This is a genomic window from Nocardia shimofusensis NBRC 100134, from assembly GCF_001613125.1.
Taxonomy (GTDB): domain Bacteria; phylum Actinomycetota; class Actinomycetes; order Mycobacteriales; family Mycobacteriaceae; genus Nocardia; species Nocardia shimofusensis.
The window spans coordinates 256,196-275,959 of record NZ_BDBT01000003.1 but is presented as its reverse complement, the minus strand read 5'-3'; the positions used below and the strand labels follow the sequence as shown (position 1 = coordinate 275,959).

The 19,764-nt window shown below is 69.6% G+C and carries 21 protein-coding genes; 18 read left to right on the top strand and 3 right to left on the bottom strand.

Features of this window, described 5'->3' with window-relative positions; translation table 11 throughout:
* Positions 1–23 precede the first annotated feature (23 nt).
* From NS3_RS04985 to trmD, 6 genes are all read left to right on the top strand, one after another.
* Positions 24–1,118 (top strand): amidohydrolase family protein, encoded by a 1,095-nt coding sequence (locus NS3_RS04985; protein ID WP_067854177.1) that lies wholly within the window; start codon positions 24–26, stop codon positions 1,116–1,118.
* Positions 1,119–1,149: 31 nt separating this feature from the next.
* Positions 1,150–1,290, top strand: coding sequence for a hypothetical protein (locus tag NS3_RS28895; RefSeq protein ID WP_157101175.1), 141 nt, complete (start codon positions 1,150–1,152; stop codon positions 1,288–1,290).
* 204 nt (positions 1,291–1,494) lie between these two features.
* Positions 1,495–1,929 carry a 30S ribosomal protein S16 gene (gene rpsP, locus NS3_RS04980; RefSeq protein ID WP_067854174.1) on the top strand — a complete coding sequence of 145 codons (435 nt, stop codon included), beginning with the start codon at positions 1,495–1,497 and terminating at the stop codon, positions 1,927–1,929.
* Positions 1,929–2,171 (top strand): RNA-binding protein, encoded by a 243-nt coding sequence (locus NS3_RS04975; protein WP_011210690.1) that lies wholly within the window; start codon positions 1,929–1,931, stop codon positions 2,169–2,171. Before rpsP ends, NS3_RS04975 begins: the two co-directional genes overlap by 1 nt.
* A 17-nt stretch (positions 2,172–2,188) precedes the next feature.
* The gene (gene rimM / locus NS3_RS04970) at positions 2,189–2,713 is read left to right on the top strand and encodes a ribosome maturation factor RimM (protein ID WP_067854171.1); all 525 of its coding nucleotides are present in this window, start codon (positions 2,189–2,191) and stop codon (positions 2,711–2,713) included.
* Between the two features lie 33 nt (positions 2,714–2,746).
* Positions 2,747–3,430 (top strand): tRNA (guanosine(37)-N1)-methyltransferase TrmD, encoded by a 684-nt coding sequence (gene trmD / locus NS3_RS04965; protein WP_067854168.1) that lies wholly within the window; start codon positions 2,747–2,749, stop codon positions 3,428–3,430.
* Between the two features lie 4 nt (positions 3,431–3,434).
* Here trmD and NS3_RS04960 read toward each other — a convergent pair whose 3' ends face one another.
* Both NS3_RS04960 and NS3_RS04955 read right to left on the bottom strand, forming a co-directional pair.
* Positions 3,435–4,628 carry an outer membrane protein assembly factor BamB family protein gene (locus NS3_RS04960; RefSeq protein ID WP_084495049.1) on the bottom strand — a complete coding sequence of 398 codons (1,194 nt, stop codon included), beginning with the start codon at positions 4,626–4,628 and terminating at the stop codon, positions 3,435–3,437.
* Between the two features lie 137 nt (positions 4,629–4,765).
* Positions 4,766–5,623: a helix-turn-helix transcriptional regulator gene (locus tag NS3_RS04955; protein WP_067854162.1), complete on the bottom strand. Its 858-nt coding sequence runs from the start codon at positions 5,621–5,623 to the stop codon at positions 4,766–4,768.
* Between the two features lie 93 nt (positions 5,624–5,716).
* On the opposite strand from NS3_RS04955, the gene NS3_RS04950 reads away from it, so the two are divergent.
* The 9 genes from NS3_RS04950 (at position 5,717) to NS3_RS04910 (ending at position 15,457) form a co-directional block, all read left to right on the top strand.
* Positions 5,717–7,381, top strand: a complete 1,665-nt coding sequence (locus NS3_RS04950) for an AMP-binding protein (RefSeq protein WP_067854605.1) — start codon at positions 5,717–5,719, stop codon at positions 7,379–7,381.
* A 150-nt stretch (positions 7,382–7,531) separates the two neighbouring features.
* Positions 7,532–9,952 (top strand): Tex family protein, encoded by a 2,421-nt coding sequence (locus NS3_RS04945; protein ID WP_084495070.1) that lies wholly within the window; start codon positions 7,532–7,534, stop codon positions 9,950–9,952.
* 43 nt (positions 9,953–9,995) lie between these two features.
* Positions 9,996–10,943: a hypothetical protein gene (locus NS3_RS04940; RefSeq protein ID WP_245649466.1), complete on the top strand. Its 948-nt coding sequence runs from the start codon at positions 9,996–9,998 to the stop codon at positions 10,941–10,943.
* A 210-nt stretch (positions 10,944–11,153) separates the two neighbouring features.
* Positions 11,154–11,495 carry a 50S ribosomal protein L19 gene (rplS, locus tag NS3_RS04935; RefSeq protein WP_011210681.1) on the top strand — a complete coding sequence of 114 codons (342 nt, stop codon included), beginning with the start codon at positions 11,154–11,156 and terminating at the stop codon, positions 11,493–11,495.
* An 83-nt stretch (positions 11,496–11,578) separates the two neighbouring features.
* Positions 11,579–12,361, top strand: coding sequence for a signal peptidase I (gene lepB / locus NS3_RS04930; RefSeq protein ID WP_067854159.1), 783 nt, complete (start codon positions 11,579–11,581; stop codon positions 12,359–12,361).
* Between the two features lie 51 nt (positions 12,362–12,412).
* Positions 12,413–13,141 (top strand): ribonuclease HII, encoded by a 729-nt coding sequence (locus NS3_RS04925; RefSeq protein ID WP_157101187.1) that lies wholly within the window; start codon positions 12,413–12,415, stop codon positions 13,139–13,141.
* A gap of 46 nt (positions 13,142–13,187) precedes the next feature.
* The gene (locus NS3_RS04920) at positions 13,188–13,493 is read left to right on the top strand and encodes a DUF2469 domain-containing protein (RefSeq protein ID WP_011210678.1); all 306 of its coding nucleotides are present in this window, start codon (positions 13,188–13,190) and stop codon (positions 13,491–13,493) included.
* 99 nt (positions 13,494–13,592) lie between these two features.
* Entirely contained in the window at positions 13,593–13,949 is a 357-nt protein-coding gene (locus NS3_RS04915) for a YraN family protein (RefSeq protein WP_373865276.1), read from the top strand.
* Complete coding sequence (locus NS3_RS04910) at positions 13,949–15,457, top strand: YifB family Mg chelatase-like AAA ATPase (protein WP_067854149.1); 1,509 nt, start codon at positions 13,949–13,951, stop codon at positions 15,455–15,457. Before NS3_RS04915 ends, NS3_RS04910 begins: the two co-directional genes overlap by 1 nt.
* Positions 15,458–15,555: 98 nt before the next feature.
* Here the strand turns inward: NS3_RS04910 and NS3_RS04905 are convergent, their stop codons facing one another.
* Positions 15,556–15,831 (bottom strand): hypothetical protein, encoded by a 276-nt coding sequence (locus NS3_RS04905; protein ID WP_067854146.1) that lies wholly within the window; start codon positions 15,829–15,831, stop codon positions 15,556–15,558.
* A 228-nt stretch (positions 15,832–16,059) separates the two neighbouring features.
* Between NS3_RS04905 and dprA the strand changes: the two genes are divergently transcribed.
* From dprA to NS3_RS04890, 3 genes are all read left to right on the top strand, one after another.
* Positions 16,060–17,253 (top strand): DNA-processing protein DprA, encoded by a 1,194-nt coding sequence (dprA, locus tag NS3_RS04900; RefSeq protein ID WP_067854593.1) that lies wholly within the window; start codon positions 16,060–16,062, stop codon positions 17,251–17,253.
* A 595-nt stretch (positions 17,254–17,848) separates the two neighbouring features.
* Positions 17,849–18,772, top strand: coding sequence for a tyrosine recombinase XerC (locus NS3_RS04895; RefSeq protein WP_067854143.1), 924 nt, complete (start codon positions 17,849–17,851; stop codon positions 18,770–18,772).
* Between the two features lie 85 nt (positions 18,773–18,857).
* Positions 18,858–19,586, top strand: a complete 729-nt coding sequence (locus tag NS3_RS04890; protein ID WP_067854140.1) for an acetoacetate decarboxylase family protein — start codon at positions 18,858–18,860, stop codon at positions 19,584–19,586.
* Positions 19,587–19,764 lie beyond the last annotated feature (178 nt).

Sequence of the window (19,764 nt, the reverse complement as noted above, 5' to 3'; positions counted from 1 at the left end):
CCGACCGCGCCGAGGAGGTTCGCGTGCATCTTCGTGGAATCGTGCTGCCCGACGACGACATCCGCGATCTGTGGGTGCACGAGGGGATCGTCTCCTTCGAGCGGGTGCCCGGCGCCGACACCCTGTGCGACAGCGGCTGGATCGTGCCCGGTCTGGTCGACGCGCACTGCCATGTCGGTATCCGCTACGGCGGCGGTCACGAGGATCACGACGGCGCGATCGCGCAGGCGGAGGTCGAGCGCGACGCGGGTGCGCTGTTGCTGCGCGACGCCGGTTCGCCGATCGACACGCACTTCATCGACGACCACGAGGAACTGCCGCGCATCATCCGGGCGGGCCGCCACATCGCCCGTCCGAGGCGCTACATCCGCGAACTCGGCATCGAACTCGACGACGAGCGCGATCTACCGCAGATCGTCGCCGAGCAGGCCCGCCGCGGCGACGGCTGGGTCAAGATCGTCGGCGACTGGATCGACCGCTCCGTGGGCGACCTGCGGCCGTTGTGGAGCGATGCCGTGCTCGCCGAGGCGATCGAGGCCGCGCACGCCAACGGCGCCCGCGTCACCGCGCACGTCTTCGGCGAGGACGCGCTGCCCGGGCTGATTTCGGCCGGCATCGACTGCCTCGAACACGGCACCGGCCTGACCGACGACACCATCGCGATGATGGTCGAGCACGGCACCGCGCTCGTGCCGACGCTGATCAATATCGACACCTTCCCCGACATCGCCGACAGTGCGGGCAAGTTCCCCGTCTACGCCGCCCACATGCGCGACCTGCACCGCCGTGTCCGCGACACCGTCGGCAAGGCCCACGACGCGGGCGTGCCCATCTACGCGGGCACCGACGCGGGCGGCTCGATCCGGCACGGGCGTATCGCCGACGAGATCGCCGCGCTCGGTGCCGCCGGGCTGTCCGCGCACGACGCGCTCGGCGCCGCCTCCTGGTCCGCCCGCGACTGGCTGGGCAGGCCCGCCATCGCGCACGGCGCCCCCGCCGACTTCGTGGTCTACCGCGAGGACCCCCGCACCCATCCCGCCGTACTCGCCGAACCGGCGTGGGTGGTGCTGCGCGGCCGGGTGGTCGCCTCGGCGTCACCGGTCACCGGCCACCGGTGACACGACCGGGATCACCGACGACCTGAATCAGATGACCGAGTACGTGTTGTTTCCCGACGGCACGCGGGTACCCGCACCGCGGCTGATCGAGGTGAAGCCGTTCCGCTCGGGCGTGGTGCCGGCGCGCTATCGGCCCGAGCGGACCGGCCCCGCGACGCGGACCGATTTCTGAGCCGGGCGAGCCGTCTGGCAGAATGAACCACCGTCCTACTCAGGACAGTGTCAGCCCGTCTCCGGTCACGTACCGCGCGGCGGTCACACACTTCATGCGCGAAACCGGGCTCGCAGACCGTGCGGGTCGCTGAATTGCGTGGTGACCACTCTGGCCGTCATCTCTCGTAGACGATGGCCGCTTACCCGAAAGAGGCAGATCAGCATGGCTGTTCGCATCAAGCTCACCCGTCTGGGCAAGATCCGCAACCCCCAGTACCGCGTCGTCGTGGCCGACGCCCGCACCCGTCGTGACGGCCGGGCCATCGAGTCGATCGGCAAGTACCACCCGAAGGAAGAGCCTTCGCTGATCGAGATCGACTCCGAGCGCGTCCAGTACTGGCTCAGCGTCGGCGCCCAGCCGACCGAGCCGGTGCAGCGCCTGCTGGAGATCACCGGTGACTGGCAGAAGTTCAAGGGCCTGCCGGGCACCGAGGGCACCTTGAAGGTCAAGGCGGCCAAGCCGTCCAAGCTGGACCTGTTCAACGCCGCGCTGGCCGCCGCCGACAACGAGCCGGTCGCCGAGGCCGTCACCCCGAAGAAGAAGGCCAAGAAGGACGAGGCCGCCGCCGAGGCGACCGAGGCCGAGGCTGCCGAGTAATGAGCGCCGTCGTCGCCGATGCCGTCGAACACCTGGTGCGCGGCATCGTCGCCAACCCCGATGACGTCCGCGTCGAGCTGATCACCGGCCGACGCGGGCGCACCGTCGAGGTGCACGTGCATCCCGACGACCTCGGCAAGGTGATCGGTCGTGGTGGTCGCACCGCGACCGCGCTGCGCACCCTCGTCGCCGGTATCGGCGGCCGGGGTATCCGCGTCGACGTCGTCGACACCGACCAGTAGTCGGGAGACGCCGACCGATGGAACTCGTCGTGGGACGGGTCGCCAAGTCGCACGGAGTGCGCGGCGAACTCGTCGTCGATGTACGCACCGACGATCCCGACGCGCGATTCGCCGAGGGCACGGTGCTGCGCGGGCGGATGCCCCGCTCGACCGAAACCCGCGAGTTCACCGTGGAGTCGGCCCGAGAGCACTCGGGCCGGCTCCTGGTCTCGCTGGACGGGGTCGGCGACCGCTCCGCCGCGGACGCGCTGCGCGGCATGCTGTTCGTCGTGGACAGCGCGGATCTGCCGCCCTCCGAGGACCCCGACGAGTTCTACGATCACGAACTCGAGGGCCTGACCGTGCGCGACACCGCGGGTACGGAGATCGGCACGGTCACCGAGGTGCTGCACTCGGCCGCGGGCGAACTGCTCGCGGTGCGCGCCGTCGAGGACGGCAGGCAGATCCTCGTCCCGTTCGTCACCGCCATCGTGCCGACGGTCTCGATCGCCGAGGGACTCGTCGTGATCGATCCGCCCGAGGGCCTGCTCGATCCCGAATGAGCGAGGACGGCCTGTCATGAAGCGCGGTCCGGCATGAAGCTTGACGTAGTCACCATCTTCCCCGAGTACCTCGAGCCGTTGCGTACGGCGCTGCTCGGCAAGGCCATCGACAAGGGCCTGATCTCGGTCGACGTGCACGATCTGCGCCGCTGGACGCACGACGTGCACAAATCCGTCGACGACTCGCCCTACGGCGGCGGTCCCGGCATGGTCATGAAGCCCACCGTCTGGGGCGACGCGCTCGACGAGGTCTGCCCCGACGACGCCCTGCTGGTCGTTCCCACTCCGGCCGGCGTCCCGTTCACCCAGTCCACCGCGCACCGCTGGGCGGGCGAGCAGCATCTGGTGTTCGCCTGCGGCCGCTACGAGGGCATCGACCAGCGCGTCTTCGACGACGCGGCGCGCCGGGTGCGCGTCGAAGAGGTCAGTATCGGCGACTACGTGCTCATCGGGGGCGAAGCCGCCGTGCTGGTCATGGTCGAGGCGGTGGTCCGGCTGCTGCCCGGCGTGCTCGGCAATCAGCAATCCCACGAACAGGATTCGTTCTCCGACGGCTTGCTCGAAGGCCCCAGCTACACCCGTCCGGTCAGCTGGCGCGGACTCGAGGTACCGCCGGTCCTGCTCTCCGGCGATCATGCCAAGGTGGCGGCCTGGCGGCACGAACAGGCCGTGGAACGAACCAGGCGGCGCCGCCCGGACCTGCTGCCGCCGGACTGATCGGTCACTCGGCGGGCACGACCGCCACACTGCCGTCCTCGTCCGGCACCAGCAGACCCCAGGGCGCGGATTCCGGCCATATCTTCTGCCGTCGCACCGACATCGTCAGGATCGGCTGCTCATCGCGCACACTCGGCCCCGGCCCGGCAACGAGCGTGCGCGCACCGGTGGTCATGTCATAGGCCAGCAGCGAAACCGTCCTGTCGCCGGACCTGCGTTGCATCGTGGCCAGGATGACATTGCCGCTGACCGCCGTGGTGAGTGGGATCACCTCTTCCCTCTCGTCCAGCAGCGCTGTCCAACGCACTCGGCCGTCGGCCTCCTCCAGGCGCATCTCGGTGTTGTCGTACAGCATCGTGCTGTCCATGACCAGTGAGATCCCGTCCGGCCGCGGCAGCCGGTACCGGGAGCCGGGCGCGGCAGGCCGGTACGAGATCGGTGCACCGGTGGTGATGTCGACGACTTCGGTTTCCCCGCCGTCGTGCTTGATCGCCAGGGTATTCCTGGACTCCACCGCGACGTGCTCGCCACCGGAGAGTTGTCGTTGCCACAGCACCGTGCCGTCGACCGGATCGAGCGCACCCGCCCACTGGTCGGCACCGCTGCCGTCCGAGCGGGTTGTGGTGAAACACCGGATGAGTACGGCGTCTCGAATCCACACAGGAACGAGCGGATCGTCGGAGTGTGGGCACCCGAACGACGCCATCTCGACCGACCAGCGCTGCTCTCCGCTGTAGGCGTCGGCGAAGCTCACCCGCCCGTCAGCGATATCGCCTTGGAGCCATTCCCGCGCGGGCGTGCTCCACAGTTCTTCGCCGGTCTCGGTCGAGTACGCGACCAGTCCCGGTGCGTTCTCCCACCCGACGAGCAGCACCGGCTCGAACGGCACCGCTTCCACGCGCTCGGAATCGGGCTGTGCGCCCTCCTTGCGGATCGTCCACTGCTGCGCGCCGGTCGGGTCGAAGCCGATCACCGCGTCGTCGGTGACGGTGTAGAGCCCGTGCTCGGTGACACCGAGGTCGCGGTAGTCCCCGACGTCGATCTTCTCGATGCCGGACAGGTTCAGAATGGGTGCGTCCGGTGGTCCGCTCGAACCTTCCGTCTCGGCCGCACCCGATCCACAGGCGGCCAGCATCGCGGCCAGTGCGACAGCGGTCACAGCGCGGACGGCGCCGCGAATCGTGTTCGAGCCCATCATCGAAACTCCCCCTCCCGGAATCGGACGGGACCGATCATCGCACGGTCGGCGACCACTGTGGAACGGCTGCTCCGCCGCTGTGGACAACCCCGGCACTGTGCACAACCGCGTCCGAGACGGCCGGCCCGCGACGTCGGCTAGATCAACAACCCGAGGCGACGGGCGGTGACGACGGCCTCGTGCCGGGAGTGCGCGTCGAGTTTGGTCATGGCATTGCGCAGATAGCTCTTGACGGTCTCCGGCTTCAGCGAGAGGCGTTGGGCGACTTCGGAGTTCGTGCATCCCAGGGCGACTGCGGCAAGCACGTCCAGCTCGCGCCGCGACAATTGCGGCAGGGCCGACGAGTCCGCCGAGCGGTCGCCGGTGAGCACCCGGATCAGCCGCGCGGACATCTCGTGCAGGCGCTGTCTGGTCGGTGCGTCCCCCGCCACCGAGGCCAGTTCGCGCAGATCGGCGTGGATGCCCCGCAATTCCTCGAGCATCTCCGGGCCCGCCGTATGTACCGGCGACGCCACATCCAGCATTCGCAGCCTGCGGTCCACCTCGTCGCGGACGGCGATCTCGGTGGCCAGGCGCCTGCTCGCACGCACCATCAGCTCGGCTGTCCGGCCGCCCAGCGGCCCGCCGCGGGTGGCCGCGTAGAGCACTGCTCTCGAATGCTCGCCGACCACGACCGGCACCGCGAACACCGAGCGGATGCCCTCGCCGGTGACGGGCTCGTCGTAGTGATGGGTGATCGAGGCGGCGTTGCGGTAGTCGGCCAACGAGATCGGGCGACGCACGTCCATGACCCGCCCGCCCAGCCCGGAGTTGCGCAACACCGGCAGCCCGCGCAGGCCGGTGGTCTTGGTTCCGACGAACTCCGAGAGCAGCAGCGTGTCGTGGTGGATCTCGCCGCCGAACACGATCGGTGCGGCCGTCTCACGGGCGACCCAGCGGACCTCCGCGCGCAGCGCGTCGCCGTCGCGGGGACGCAGCAGGGGGGTGCCTGTCAAGAGTTGTCACCCCTTTTCGGGGGTAGTTGCCGACGTGATCAGACCCACATCCTATTCGACGTGGGGATCAGTGAGACCGAGAAGGAGACCGAAATGGCCATCGACGTGAACACGCTGGTGGACGTGGACTCGCGCGTGCGCGAGTTGCTGAGGACCTACGACGGGCCCGGGGCCTGCGCTGCCGAATTGCTGTGCGATCGGCATCCCGCCGACGCCGTCGCCTTCACGGTGATCGAATCCGACCTGTCCTCGACCGACCTCACCTTCGGCATGCTGCGCGAGCGCTCCGCCCGATTCGCCGCGGCACTGGCCGGGCTCGGCGTCCGCCCCGGTGACCGGGTGGCCACCCTCATGGGCAAATCGGCGGACCTGGTGGTCGCGCTGCTGGGCATCTGGCGTCGCGGCGCGGTGCACGTACCGTTGTTCACGGCGTTCGCGCCGCCGGCCATCGCGATGCGACTGGAGGCGAGTCGTACCGCTGTGGTGATCTCCGACGCCGACCAGGCGTCCAAGCTGCTGCCCGGCGAGGACATCCCGTCGCAGGTGCCGTGGCAGCTGATCGTGTCCGGGCAGCCCTCGCCGGGCCTGGCGGTACGCGAGCCGCGGGCCTTCGCGGACCTGCTCGAGGACTACACCGCCGACGATCCACGCGCGGAAGCGGTCACCGTCGGCGGGGACGGGCTGCTGGTCCAGCTGTTCACCAGCGGCACCACCGGTACGCCGAAGGGAGTGCCGATTCCGGTGCGGGCGCTGGCATCCTTCCATGCTTACCAGGAGTTCGCGCTCGACGTCCGTCCCGACGACGTGTTCTGGAACGCCGCCGATCCCGGCTGGGCCTACGGCTTGTACTACGCGATTCTCGCGCCGCTGGCATCGGGCACCCGCAGCCTGTTGCTGCACGCCCCGTTCTCGCCTGCCCTGACTCTGCGGGTGCTGGAGAGCTTCGGCGTCACCAACTTCGCCGCCGCGCCCACGGTCTACCGGGCACTGCGCTCCGGCGACGCCGAAGCGCCCGAGGGGATCACCCTGCGCCGCGCTTCCTCGGCCGGTGAGCCGCTCACCCCCGACGTGGTGGCCTGGTCGGCGCGTGCCCTCGGTGTGCCGGTGCGCGACCACTACGGCCAAACCGAGCACGGCATGGTGATCTGCAATGCCTGGCACGAGCAACTCGACGCCGTCGCGCCGATCGGCTCCATGGGCAGACCGCTGCCCGGCTGGGTCTGCTCAGTGCTCGCCGACGACGCCGATGTCGAGGTCGGGCCCGGCGTGGTCGGCCGCCTGGCCATCGATGCCGAGCGCAGTCAGCTGATGTGGTTCGCCGGCTACCTCGACGCGCCCGAACGCACCGCACAGCGGTTCACCGCCGACGGCCGGTGGTACCTGACCGGTGACGCGGGCTCGCGCGACGCCGACGGCTTCTACCACTTCTCCTCCCGCGACGACGACGTCATCATCATGGCCGGCTACCGCATCGGCCCCTTCGAGGTGGAGAGCGTGCTCGTCATGCACGAGCAGGTCGCCGAGGCGGCGGTGGTCGGCCTGCCCGACGAATTGCGCGGCGAGGTGCTCGAGGCGTTCGTAGTGCTGCGCACAGGGGCGAGCGGCAGCGCCGCCCTCGCCGAGGAATTGCAGCGGCTGGTGAAGACCAAGTTCGCGGCGCACGCCTACCCGCGCCGGGTGCATTTCGTGGACGGCCTGCCCAAGACGCCCAGCGGCAAGGTGCAGCGCTTCGTTCTGCGCGAGCGCGAGGGTCGCTGAGGCAGGACCTGATCCGCGAGGGCACGACGGATCGCGCCAGCGTGGCCGGGGGTTCCGGCCACGCTGGCGGCCGGGGCCCGCACGGGCGGGAAACACCCCGCACGAGGCGGAGCGAGATCGCCGACGGGTGAGCCGCTAGTGTTGCCGCTCGTGACGACAGCGCCCGAGATCGCCGGTTCAGAGACGAACAGCACCGATACGACCGCCGCCGCACCGACGGCCACGCTCGCGGCCCCGGCCAGTGTCGGCAGACGCCTCGCCGAGGAACTCGGCGTGCGCGAGAGCCAGGTCCGCGCGGCGGTGGAACTGCTCGACGCCGGCTCGACCGTGCCGTTCATCGCCCGGTACCGCAAAGAGGCGACCGACGGGCTCGACGACGCCCAGCTGCGTCAGCTCGACGAGCGCCTGCACTATCTGCGCGAGCTCGACGAGCGCCGCGCCGCCGTCATCGAATCCATTCGCGCGCAGGGCAAACTCGACGACGAGCTGCACCGCAGCCTGCTGCTGGCCGAGACCAAGGCCCGCCTCGAGGACATCTACCTGCCCTACAAGCCCAAGCGACGCACCAAGGCCCAGATCGCCCGCGAAGCCGGCCACGAACCCGTGGCCGACGCGCTGCTGGGCGATCCCGCCACGGATCCGGCACAGTACAGCGCCGAGCAGCTCGACGGCGCCCGCGCCATCCTGGTCGAGAAATTCGCCGAGGACGCCGATCTGGTCGGCGAACTGCGTGAACTGATGTGGAACCGCGGACAGCTCACCTCCTCGGTGCGGCCGGGCAAGGAAGAGGCAGGCGCCAAGTTCGCCGACTACTTCGAGTTCAGCGAAGCGTTCAGTTCGCTGCCCTCCCACCGTGTGCTCGCTCTGTTCCGGGGGGAGAAGGAGGATGTGCTGAGCCTGCAGCTCGAGCCGGACACCGAGGAACTCGAGCCCGGTCGGCGCAGCATCTACGAGGGGCGCATCGCGGCGAAGTTCGGTATCGCCGACCGCGGCCGCCCCGCCGACTCCTGGCTGCTGGACACCGTGCGCTGGGCGTGGCGCACCAAGCTGCAGGTCAGCCTCGGTATCGACACCAGGATGCGGCTGCGTCAAGCCGCGGAGAAGGACGCCGTCGACGTCTTCGCCGCGAACCTGCGCGACCTGCTGCTCGCCGCCCCCGCGGGGACGAGGACCACGATGGGCCTCGACCCCGGTTACCGCACCGGTGTGAAGGTCGCCGTCGTCGACGCCACCGGCAAGGTCGTCGCCACCGAAGTGATCTACCCGCACAAACCGCAGGGCCAGACCGAGAAATCGCTGGCGGTGCTCGGCGCGCTGGTGGCGCGCTTCGACGTCGAGCTGATCGCCATCGGCAACGGGACCGCTTCGCGCGAGACCGACGCTCTGGCCACCGAACTCATCTCGCGTATCGGCGCGACCGAAGGCGCGAAGAAGCCGACGAAGATCGTGGTTTCCGAGGCGGGCGCTTCGGTGTATTCGGCCTCGGCCTACGCCTCCCAGGAACTGCCCGAACTCGACGTCTCGCTGCGCGGTGCGGTCTCCATCGCGCGTCGTCTGCAGGACCCGTTGGCCGAGCTGGTCAAGATCGACCCGAAGTCCATCGGTGTCGGCCAGTACCAGCACGACGTGTCCGAGACGCTGCTGGCCCGCTCGCTCGGCGCGGTCGTCGAGGACGCGGTGAACGCCGTCGGCGTCGACGTCAACACCGCCTCGGTGCCTCTGTTGTCGCGGGTGTCGGGCATCGCCACCTCGGTGGCCGAGAGCATCGTCGCCCACCGGGACGGCAACGGACCGTTCCGTTCCCGGACAGCGCTGCTCGACGTGCCGCGCCTGGGACCCAAGGCATTCGAGCAGTGCGCGGGCTTCCTGCGCATCCGCGGCGGTGACGACCCGCTGGACACGTCCGCGGTGCACCCCGAGGCCTACCCGGTGGTGCGGCGCATCATCGAATCCACCGGTCGCGACGTGGGCGAACTGATCGGCAACACCGGCGCCCTGCGCGCGCTGCGGCCCGTGGACTTCACCGACGAGAAGTTCGGCGTTCCGACGGTCACCGACATCATCAGCGAACTCGAGAAGCCGGGACGTGACCCGCGCCCGGAGTTCAAGACGGCCGAATTCGCCGCGGGAGTCGAGAAGGTCGCCGACCTGCTGCCGGGCATGGTGCTCGAAGGCGTGGTCACCAACGTCGCCGCCTTCGGCGCGTTCGTCGATGTCGGCGTGCATCAGGACGGTCTGGTACACGTCTCGGCCATGTCGCACTCGTTCGTCAAAGATCCGCGCGAGGTCGTCAAGTCCGGCGACGTCGTCAAGGTCAAGGTGCTCGAGGTCGACGTCGCACGCCAGCGGATCGGGTTGTCGCTGCGCCTGGACGACGAGCCGGGCGCCACCAAGAACGAGCGCGGCGGCAATCGCGACGGCGCTCGTCGCGGCGGTTCGCAAGCTGCGGGCGGCGGACAACGGCAGAATGGTCAGGGGCGGCAGCAGAAGGGCAATCAGGGCAAGCGGCCCGCGTCCGCGCCGAGCGGATCGATGGCAGACGCTCTGCGCCGCGCCGGCTTCGGGAGCTGATCTCGAGCCGGGAACCCGGCGACGAGGGGAGGAATCGGCGGTCATGCGACGGTGGCTCGAAGAGGACGTGATCGCGACCGGCCGATTGCCGCTGTTGTGCTTCCTGTTCGGGTTCATACTCGGCTTTCTGTTCATCCGGCTCAGCGTGCGGATGATCCGGGCGCAGGTGCGCTGGTGGCCGGGCAACCTGCGCGCCGGTGACGTGCACATCCATCACATGGTGTTCGGCGTGGTCCTGGTGCTCGGTTCCGGGCTCGGCATGGTCGCGGTCCTCGACGACGCGAGCACCCCGGTCGCCGCGGCGCTGGCCGCCGCGTTCGGGGTCGGCGCGGCGCTGGTGCTCGACGAGTTCGCGCTCATCTACTACTTGCGCGATGTCTATTGGGAAGAGCAGGGCCGTACCTCGGTGGATGCGGTCTTCGTCGCGTTGGCCGTGACCGGGCTGTTGTTGCTGGGTTTCCATCCGCTCTCGTTGCTCGAGATCAACGACTTCCGTGACTCGTTGGGCACCTGGGGACACCTGGTCGCGGTCGGATTCGCGCTGGCCAATCTGGCGATGGCCGCGATCGTCATCGCCAAGGGCAAGATCTGGACCGGCCTGTTCGGCATGTTCTTCCCGCCGCTGCTGTTCGTCGGCGCTCTGCGGTTGAGCAGGCCGGGCGCGCCGTGGGCCCGGTGGCGCTACGGCGAGCGGCGGCGGCTGATGGCGCGGGCGATCGTGCGGGAACGTCGCTACCGTCGGCCGGTCATCCGGGCGAAGATCTTCGTGCAGGATATGGTCGCGGGCAAGCCCGACGTCGAGCATGTGCGGACGGCCGCCGAGGCCGAGCTCAGCCGCACCGTGGTGCCGGCTCCGCCCTCGCCGCACCGGCATCACTTCTCCTGGATCGCGGACCGTCCCGACCCGGAGCGGCGCCCCGAGCCGGGCGAGGACGGGAACGGGGACGGTGTGCGGGCAGGGGAGCGCGCCGAGTCGACGACGCCACCGTGAGCAGTGAGGTAGGGGAAGCCCTGTGCCCTGTGCCCTGTGCCTGAGGGAGAGACCCGATTTTCTCCGCGCCCCCGCGATCTGGCACAATGCTCGGGTTGCCCTGGGCGCTTTTCCCGACCCCGGGGGCATCCCCTAATTCGGAGCATGAACCGGTCGCGCACACGTGTGCCGCCAGGGTCCTCTGTTCGCGCGAACTCCAGAAGGATGAAAATGAACACCCTTGACTTCGTCGACGAAAAGTCGCTGCGCAGCGATGTCCCGGACTTCCGTCCCGGCGACACCCTGAACGTGCACGTGAAGGTCATCGAAGGCTCGAAGGAGCGCATCCAGGTCTTCAAGGGCGTCGTGATCCGCCGCCAGGGCGGTGGCATCCGCGAGACCTTCACCGTGCGCAAGGTGTCCTTCGGTGTCGGTGTCGAGCGCACCTTCCCGGTGCACAGCCCCAACATCGATCACATCGACGTCGTGACCCGCGGTGATGTCCGCCGCGCGAAGCTGTACTACCTGCGCGACCTGCGCGGCAAGGCTGCCAAGATCAAGGAGAAGCGCTGAGCGCTCGCCCTCGACGGGCACATCTGATCTTCGACTGGCCCGGCATCGGACGTACGTTCCGGTGCCGGGCTAGTCTGTTCGGCGTGGCAGACGAAAGTGGATCGGTGCGAGTGTCCGATTCGGACGATGAAGGCGCGGGCGGCAGGCGCCGTGGCCGCCGCAACGCGAAGCGAAAAGCCAAGCAGCAACGGCCCTTCTGGCAGGAACTACCGGTCCTCATCGTGATCGCCGCGGTGATCGCGGCGTTGATGGTCACCTTCGTCGGCCGTCCGTATGTGATCCCCTCGCAGTCGATGGAGGAGACGCTGCAGATCGGCGATCGCATCTACGTGCAGAAGATCAGCTACTACAGCAGCGACCCGAAGCCGGGCGATCTGGTGGTCTTCGTCGGTCCGGAATCATGGAACACCCGCTACCAGTCGATCCGCTCGGACAACGCGGTGGTGCGTGGGCTGCAGAACTTCATGTCCTACTTCGGTCTCGTCCCGCCGGACGAGAACGACCTGGTCAAGCGGGTGATCGCGGTCGGTGGTCAGACCGTCCAGTGCTGCGACGCCGAGGGCCGGGTGATGGTCGACGGCAAGGCGCTGGTCGAGCCGTACGTGGAGAACGATTTCCGCTGGCTTCCCGGCCAGCAGAACGCCTCTTATCCCTCCGGTCGTGTCTTCGGCCCGGTCGTCGTGCCCGAAGGCCATCTGTGGGTGATGGGCGACAACCGCAACCAGTCCGCGGACTCGCGCGCCCACGTCGGCGACGAATGGCAGGGCACCGTGCCGATCGACAATGTGCGCGGCAAAGCGGTGTTCAAGATCTGGCCGCCCGGCCGGATCGGACCGATCCGATCCGAGGACCCGCAGGCGAACTGATCGGCGGGGGAGGATCGAAGAGTGACACGACGAACGGGGTGGCCGCCGCGCATGGTGATGCGCAAGGCGGGAGGTTTGCGCACGCTGGAAGCGGCGCTGATCCGCGGTGGGCTCGGTCCGGTGGCCGGGGTGGACGAGGCGGGGCGCGGACCGTGCGCCGGACCGCTGGTGGTCGCCTCCTGTCTGCTCGCGCCCAAGGCCTACGACCGGCTGGCCGATCTCGACGACTCCAAGAAGCTCACCGAGGCGACGCGTGAGCAGCTGTTCCCGGTGATCACCAGGCTGGCGTTGGCCTACGAGGTCGTGGTGATCCCGGCCTGGGAGGTCGACGCGATCGGCATCCACGTGGCCAATATCGAGGGCATGCGGCGCGCGGTGGCGGGCCTGGGACAGCGGCCGGGCTATGTCCTCACCGACGGTTTCCGGGTACCCGGGCTCGCGGTGCCCTCCCTGCCGGTGATCGGCGGTGACGCGACCGCGGCCTGCATCGCGGCCGCCAGTATTCTCGCCAAGGTCACCCGGGACCGGATCATGGTCGAACTGGACCGCCGCCATCCGGGGTATGGTTTCGCGGCCCACAAGGGCTACAACACATCCGAGCACATCGCGGCGTTGAAGCGGCTCGGTCCCTGTCCCGAGCACCGCCGATCCTGGCGCAATGTGCGCGACGAATCGGGATCGCCGCGGCCCGCCGCCGCGGTCGACCACGCGGGTCGGGTGCTCGCCGACGGTGCCGAGGAGGACAGCCGGGTGGCTGCCGAATCGGCGCATGCGGGATGATGTCGGAATACGACGCAGTGCGCCGAGAAGGAGGACGTCCCACCCGATGAGTGCCGAGGACCTCGAGAAGTACGAAACCGAGATGGAGCTCTCGCTGTATCGCGAGTACAAGGACATCGTCGGTCAGTTCTCGTACGTGGTGGAGACCGAGCGTCGCTTCTACCTGGCCAATTCCGTCGAGCTGCGTCCGCAGAACGCCGACGGCGAGGTGTACTTCGAAGTGCGGATGAGCGACGCCTGGGTCTGGGACATGTACCGCCCCGCGCGCTTCGTCAAGCATGTCCGGGTGATCACGTTCAAGGACGTCAACATCGAGGAGCTGGAGAAGCCGGACCTGCGGCTTCCCGAGTAGCCGGGTAGTTGTGCACAGCCGCCCGGTAGTCCACAGGGCGGTGTGGAAGCCCAGGTCGCGTTCCGGGCGCCGGCGCCGGACGCGGCCACGATGGGCCGCGTGGGAGACAAACAGGCGCTCGGCGCACGAGGGGAAGAACTGGCGGCTCGGTTCCTGCAGGACGCGGGCCTGGAGATCGTCGCGCGGAACTGGCGGTGCCGATACGGCGAGCTGGATCTGATCGCGCGAGACGCGGTGACCACCGTTTTCGTCGAGGTGAAGACCCGCCGCGGGTTGGCCTACGGCACGCCCGCCGAAGCTGTCACGTTCAGCAAACAGCAGCGTATCCGTCGGCTCGCCCTGCTCTGGCTGGCCGAGCAGGATGGCCCGTGGCGGAACATCCGCTTCGATGTGGTGTCGGTGTTGATGACGCCGGGGCACCGGCCGATCATCGACCATCTCGAGGCGGTCTTCTGATGGCGCTCGGGCGAGCTCATTCGGTCGCGGTCGCCGGCGTGGACGGGCAGCTGGTCGAGATCGAGGCCGACATCGGTCAGGGACTGCCCTCGGTGCATCTGGTCGGCCTGCCCGACACCGCGCTCTCCGAGTCCAGGGACAGGGTGCGCGCGGCGGTCGCGAATTCGGGGGAGAAGTGGCCCGACGGCCGGGTCATCCTCGCGCTCAGCCCGGCCACGCTGCCGAAACTGGGCAGCGTCTACGACCTCGCCCTGGCCGCCTCGGTCCTGGACGCCGCCGACGCGGTCCCGGCGACCAAGCTCGCGAAGACCGTGCTGCTGGGCGAACTCGCCCTCGACGGGCGGGTGCGCCGGGTGCGCGGCATCCTGCCCGCGGTGATGACGGCACGCAGCGCGGGCTACGCGACCGTGGTGGTGCCGCGCGAAGCGCTGTCCGAAGCCGGGCTGGTGCGGGGCATCGAGGTGCTCGGCGTGGGCAGCCTGCGCGAATTCGTGGCCTGGCTGCGCGGGGAGGGCGCACTCGCCGAACCCGAGGGACTGATGCCGGACATGACCGTCCCGCCCGGCGATCTGAGCGACGTGGTGGGGCAGGAGGAAGCCCGCTGGGCACTGGAGGTCGCCGCCGCGGGCGGTCACCACTTGCTGCTCACCGGGCCACCCGGCATCGGCAAAACCATGCTGGCCCAACGGCTTCCCGGTCTGCTGCCGCCGCTCACCGACGTCGAGTCGCTGGAGGTGACCGCCATCCACTCCATGGCGGGTGCCCTGTCCGGCGAGCATCCATTGGTGACGGCGCCGCCCTTCGTCGCACCGCACCACTCCACCTCGGTCACTGCCATGATCGGGGGCGGATCGGGCACGGCGCGGCCCGGTGCGGTCAGTCGCGCCCATCGCGGTGTGTTGTTCCTCGACGAGTGCGCCGAGGTCGGCACCAAGGTGCTCGAAGCCATGCGCACACCCCTGGAGGAGGGGGAGGTGCGCATCGCCCGGCGCGACGGGGTGGCGCGCTATCCGGCGCGGTTCCAGCTGGTGCTGGCGGCCAATCCGTGCCCGTGCGCACCCGCACGCGACATCGATTGTGTCTGCCCGCCGCTGGCGCGACGCCGCTATCTGGGCAAACTGTCCGGACCGCTGATGGATCGCATCGACCTGTGGGTGCGGATGCACGGTCACACCGGCCCGGTGCTGACCTCCGAGGCGGCCGAGAGCAGTGCCGCCGTGCGCGAACGGGTCGCCCTGGCCAGAGCGACCGCCGCCGAGCGCTGGCGCGCCGACGGCTGGCGCGTCAACGCCGAGGTGCCCGGGCATATTCTGCGGCGCAGGTTTCCGTTGCCACCGGACACCATCGCCCCGTTGGAAGCGGCCGTCCGGATGGGCAGGCTCTCCGCACGCGGCGCCGATCGCGCGATCCGCGTCGCCTGGACGATCAGCGATCTGCGCGGCGGCGCGCTGCCGTCGGCGCGGGACGTGATGCTGGCGTTGAACTTTCGTCGCCGGAGCGCGCAATGACACGACCGGGGAAGGACACGCCGGGCATCCCGGCGGATGTCGGCGAAATCGAAACGAGAGCGGCTGTGCCCGAGGTAATCTCCGATGTGCCCGGAGAATCACCGGCACGTCGAACGAGCGTGGTGCGCAACGGCCGCGTAGTTCACGAACCCAGCGACATCGAGGTCGCGCCGGGCGCCCAGGCCGCAGTCGAGGGTACTGGAGTTGTCGACGACCCGAGCGTCGTTCGTGAATCGAGTGCGGTCGGTGGACCGACCGCCGGTGGTGATGCGAATGCTGTCGGTGATGCAGATGCTGTAGGTGTTTCCGGCGTGGTCGGTGGCGCGGACGCTGTCGACGGTTCGAGTGCGGTCGGGGATTCGATTCCAGGGCAAGAGGTTTCCGGTTTTCCGGCGCCGGTGGACGCGAACGAGGTCACCGGTGGGGGAGCGGGATACGGCCGCGGCTCGGCGGCGCAGGGAGACGTCGAGCCCGGCCACCCCGATGCCGATCCCGGCACAGCCACCGGCGGATCTTCGGTGGGTTGTGCGGCGGAACTCGCGTCGAGCAACGCGGTGGGAGAAGGGGCCGTCGTCGCGGCCGATGACCGCCATCGAAAAGATATGCGGCGTAATACGGTTCATGATGCCGGGGCGCGCTCCGACGACGAGCGGCGGCGGCTGGCCTGGGCATATCTGTCACGCGTCGTGCAGGGCCCCTGTGCGCCGCTGTCGGCGTTGATCGCGTCGGTGGGTGTGCTGGAGGCCGCGCGGGCAGTACGCGAGCGGGAGCTGCCGGACGCGTTCGGCGGTGCGGTCCGGGCGCGGCGCGATATCGACCGGGCCGACGCCGATCTCGATCTCGTCCGGCGGCTCGGTGGCAGGATCGTGACGCCTGACGACGCGGAGTGGCCCGCGTGGCGGATGTTGGGGTTGGGGCAACTGGCGGTGGGGCGGGACCCGGACAGCGCGGTTCCGCTGGCCTTGTGGGTTCGTGGCCCGCGGTCGTTGCTGGACGCCAGTGAACGCGCGCTCGCGGTGGTGGGAGCGCGGTGCAGCACCGGCTACGGCGATCACGTGACCGGCGAGATCGTCGGCGGCCTGGCCGCGCGGGGATGGACCGTGGTCTCGGGCGCCGCCTTCGGCATCGACGCGATGGCGCATCGGGTGGCACTGGCTGTCGGCGGTACCACCATCGCGGTGCTCGCCTGCGGGGTGGATCGCCCGTATCCGGCCCAGCACGACCGGCTGCTCTCCGAGATCGCGGAGACAGGTCTGGTGGTCAGCGAGTACCCGCCGGGCGCCGTCGCCCGCAAACACTGCTTCCTCGCCCGCAACCGCCTGGTCGCCGCGCTGGCCGACGGCGTGCTCGTCGTGGAAGCGGGGATGCGCAGCGGCGCCCGCAACACCGTCAAGTGGGCCCGCAGGCTCGGTCGCCCCGCGCTCGCCGTGCCCGGCCCGGTCTCCTCCGCCGCGTCCGCGGGCTGCCACCAGATGATCCGGGAGGGAGAAGCGCAACTCGTCACCCGCGTCGAGGAGGTGATCACCGAAGCGGGCCCCTTGCGCTTGCCTGCCCCCGCAACGACTGTTCCGGCGGCGAGCGCAACCGTTGCCGCGACAGTCGTCGCAGACCAGCTCATCGGCGACGAAGCGACGGTGTACACCGCACTGCCCACCTCTGGCGGCTGCTCACCCGCCGAACTCGCTGTCCGCACCGATCTCGCGATCTCGGCGGTGCGCGCGGTGCTCGTCGTTCTCGAACTGGCAGGTCTCGCCATCACCGAGGACACCGGATGGCGTAGATCTGCCAGGTCGTGACAACCGATTTCGTCGGGCTCCGCCACGGCGGCGGGCGGATCGGTCGCCTCCGTGCGGCGCGGTGGGCGTGCGGACTGTCGCCGGCCGTGGTCGCTGTCGAGGTGAGGCCGTCACCGGGCGTGCGGACCGCGTCTGCTGGGAACAGGTGACGGCGGGCAACCGCTCGGACGCCGCACCGATCTCCGGACGGTGGAGGCATGTACGGCGACTCGGACGGCGCGCAGACCGGGCCGCGCACGACATCGTTCGGTAGATCCGCGTGTGCGAGTGTTCCCGCTCCGGTGGGGTGATCGGGAGTGCTGCGGGCGGATCGGCGGTCGAGCAGCCGGCGGCGCGAGAACTCGCTGGTGGGGTGATCGGGAGTGCTGCGGGCAGATCGACGGTCGGGCAACCCAGCGGCTCGGGAACTCGCCGGTGGGGGCGGCCGGGTGACGGAGCGGCGCGGCGACTCGCGGCAACAGGCGGGGCGAGCGGGAGAGCGACGCTGGAGCATGCAGCCCGGCGTCGTCGGTCGGGCGGTTGCGGCAGTGGGCGGGCCGGTGTCGGGGCGGCGCGGGGACTTGCGGGAGGGGGCGGAGCGGGCGACGGTGGGGGCATGAACGATTTGCCGGAGGACCTGTCCGCATTGCTGGAGGAGTTCGCGCGGCATCTGCGGCTCGGCCGGAATCGGTCGGAGCACACGGTCCGGGCTTATGTGGGTGACGCGCGGGCACTGCTCGGGCATCTGTACGCGCGGTCGGCGGATTCGGCGATCGGGGAGCTGGATCTGACCTTGTTGCGGTCGTGGCTTGCCGAGCTGTCGGCCGATGGCGCGGCACGGACGACGCTGGCGCGGCGGGCGTCCTCGGCGCGGACGTTCACCGCGTGGCTGGCCAGGACCGGGCGCCTGGACAACGATCCGGGGCTGCGTCTCGCCTCGCCGAAGGCGCATCGGACATTGCCTGCCGTGTTGGGCAGACAGCAGGCGGTGGCGGTCATGGGCGCCGCGGAATCCGGTGCTCGGCAGGAGGATCCGATGGCGTTGCGCGACCGGTTGATCGTCGAGATGCTCTACGCCACCGGTATCCGGGTGGGCGAATTGTGTGGCCTGGACATCGACGATGTCGACCGGGAAAGGCGGCTGGTCCGGGTACTCGGTAAGGGTGGTAGGGAACGCTCCGCCCCGTTCGGTGTGCCCGCGGACCTGGCGGTCGAACAGTGGTTGCGGCGCGGTCGGCCGGCATTCGCGACGGCGGAGTCGGGTCGGGCTCTGCTGATCGGTCGGCGCGGGCGGCGGCTGGACCCACGGCAGGCGCGGGCGGTCGTGCACGACGTGGTCGCCGCGATTCCCGGTGCGCCCGACCTCGGACCGCACGGATTGCGCCACAGCGCGGCCACCCACCTGCTGGAAGGTGGCGCCGACCTGAGGGTCGTGCAGGAGCTGCTCGGTCACAGCAGCCTGGCGACCACCCAGCTCTACACGCACGTCTCCATCGAGCGTTTGAAGAAGGTGCACGATCAGGCCCACCCACGCGCATAACCGGCGCTACTGTTTGTTGGAACAGGTTTCAGTTTCGGGAGGATGGCGCATGGCGGCGGATGCTGGACACGGTGCAGCCGGAGCGATGGGTGCCCACGAGGTACTCGGCACGCGGATCACGATGCCGGTACGCATCCGGGCGGCGCACGCTTTCATGGCGACCTATCTCGTGCCCGCGACCGAGGCGCAGCGGCTGATCGACTACTCCGGGCTGCGGGTGCTGCGACTGCCCGGCGGACGCGCGTTGTGCACGCTGGTGTTCGTGCAGTACGTGGACGGCGATCTCGGGCCGTACCACGAGTTCGGTGTGTCGTTCATGGTCGGTCATCACACCGCGCAGGCGGGGTCGGCGGTCACCGACCTGCGCTCGCTGCTCGGGGGATCCGCCGGAGTGTTCATCCACCGACTGCCGGTGGACGGGGAGTTCACTCTCGCTGCCGGGCGCGGGATATGGGGTTTCCCGAAGGAACTCGCGGAGTTCGAGGTCACCCACCGGGGAATCCGGCACGGCAGCCTCCGTCAGAACGATTCCCTGGTGGTCGACCTCACGGTGCGGCCGGGCCTGCCGACGCCGACGCGCCGCAGCGCGGGCGCCTCGTTCGATGCCTACTCCCACATCGAGGGCGTCACCAGGTGCACTCGATGGGAGATGGCTCCGACCGGCATGCGCGCGCGGCTCGGCGGCGCGGATCTGGTTCTCGGTGATCACCCGTGGGCGGGTGAACTGGCCTCGCTCGGCCTGCCTCGTCGCGCGATCTCGACCTCGTCGGTGGAGAATCTGGCGATGGTCTTCGGGGATGCGGTAGTCGTCTGAGTTCAGCGATTCGGGGCGATTTTCGTGGCATGACTCGTTCGTGAGATACCGGGTCGCAGCCGCGACATCGAGCCAGCGCGGCTCGTGGACGACGACACCGCCCGCCGCTAGCCTGGCGTTGCGGAGAGTTAGCTTTCAGCCGCTTCCGATGGGATAGGCGCAGTCATCCGGCGCCCTG

Excerpts from the sequence above, each read along its gene's own strand:
- NS3_RS28895 (WP_157101175.1), top strand. The coding sequence starts at position 1,150 with ATGACCGAGTACGTGTTGTTTCCCGACGGCACGCGGGTACCCGCACCG.
- rpsP (WP_067854174.1), top strand. The coding sequence starts at position 1,495 with ATGGCTGTTCGCATCAAGCTCACCCGTCTGGGCAAGATCCGCAACCCC.
- NS3_RS04975 (WP_011210690.1), top strand. The coding sequence starts at position 1,929 with ATGAGCGCCGTCGTCGCCGATGCCGTCGAACACCTGGTGCGCGGCATC.
- rimM (WP_067854171.1), top strand. The coding sequence starts at position 2,189 with ATGGAACTCGTCGTGGGACGGGTCGCCAAGTCGCACGGAGTGCGCGGC.
- trmD (WP_067854168.1), top strand. The coding sequence starts at position 2,747 with ATGAAGCTTGACGTAGTCACCATCTTCCCCGAGTACCTCGAGCCGTTG.
- NS3_RS04960 (WP_084495049.1), bottom strand. The coding sequence starts at position 4,628 with ATGATGGGCTCGAACACGATTCGCGGCGCCGTCCGCGCTGTGACCGCT.
- NS3_RS04950 (WP_067854605.1), top strand. The coding sequence starts at position 5,717 with ATGGCCATCGACGTGAACACGCTGGTGGACGTGGACTCGCGCGTGCGC.
- NS3_RS04940 (WP_245649466.1), top strand. The coding sequence starts at position 9,996 with ATGCGACGGTGGCTCGAAGAGGACGTGATCGCGACCGGCCGATTGCCG.
- rplS (WP_011210681.1), top strand. The coding sequence starts at position 11,154 with ATGAACACCCTTGACTTCGTCGACGAAAAGTCGCTGCGCAGCGATGTC.
- NS3_RS04925 (WP_157101187.1), top strand. The coding sequence starts at position 12,413 with ATGGTGATGCGCAAGGCGGGAGGTTTGCGCACGCTGGAAGCGGCGCTG.
- NS3_RS04920 (WP_011210678.1), top strand. The coding sequence starts at position 13,188 with ATGAGTGCCGAGGACCTCGAGAAGTACGAAACCGAGATGGAGCTCTCG.
- NS3_RS04910 (WP_067854149.1), top strand. The coding sequence starts at position 13,949 with ATGGCGCTCGGGCGAGCTCATTCGGTCGCGGTCGCCGGCGTGGACGGG.
- dprA (WP_067854593.1), top strand. The coding sequence starts at position 16,060 with ATGCGGCGTAATACGGTTCATGATGCCGGGGCGCGCTCCGACGACGAG.
- NS3_RS04895 (WP_067854143.1), top strand. The coding sequence starts at position 17,849 with ATGAACGATTTGCCGGAGGACCTGTCCGCATTGCTGGAGGAGTTCGCG.
- NS3_RS04890 (WP_067854140.1), top strand. The coding sequence starts at position 18,858 with ATGGGTGCCCACGAGGTACTCGGCACGCGGATCACGATGCCGGTACGC.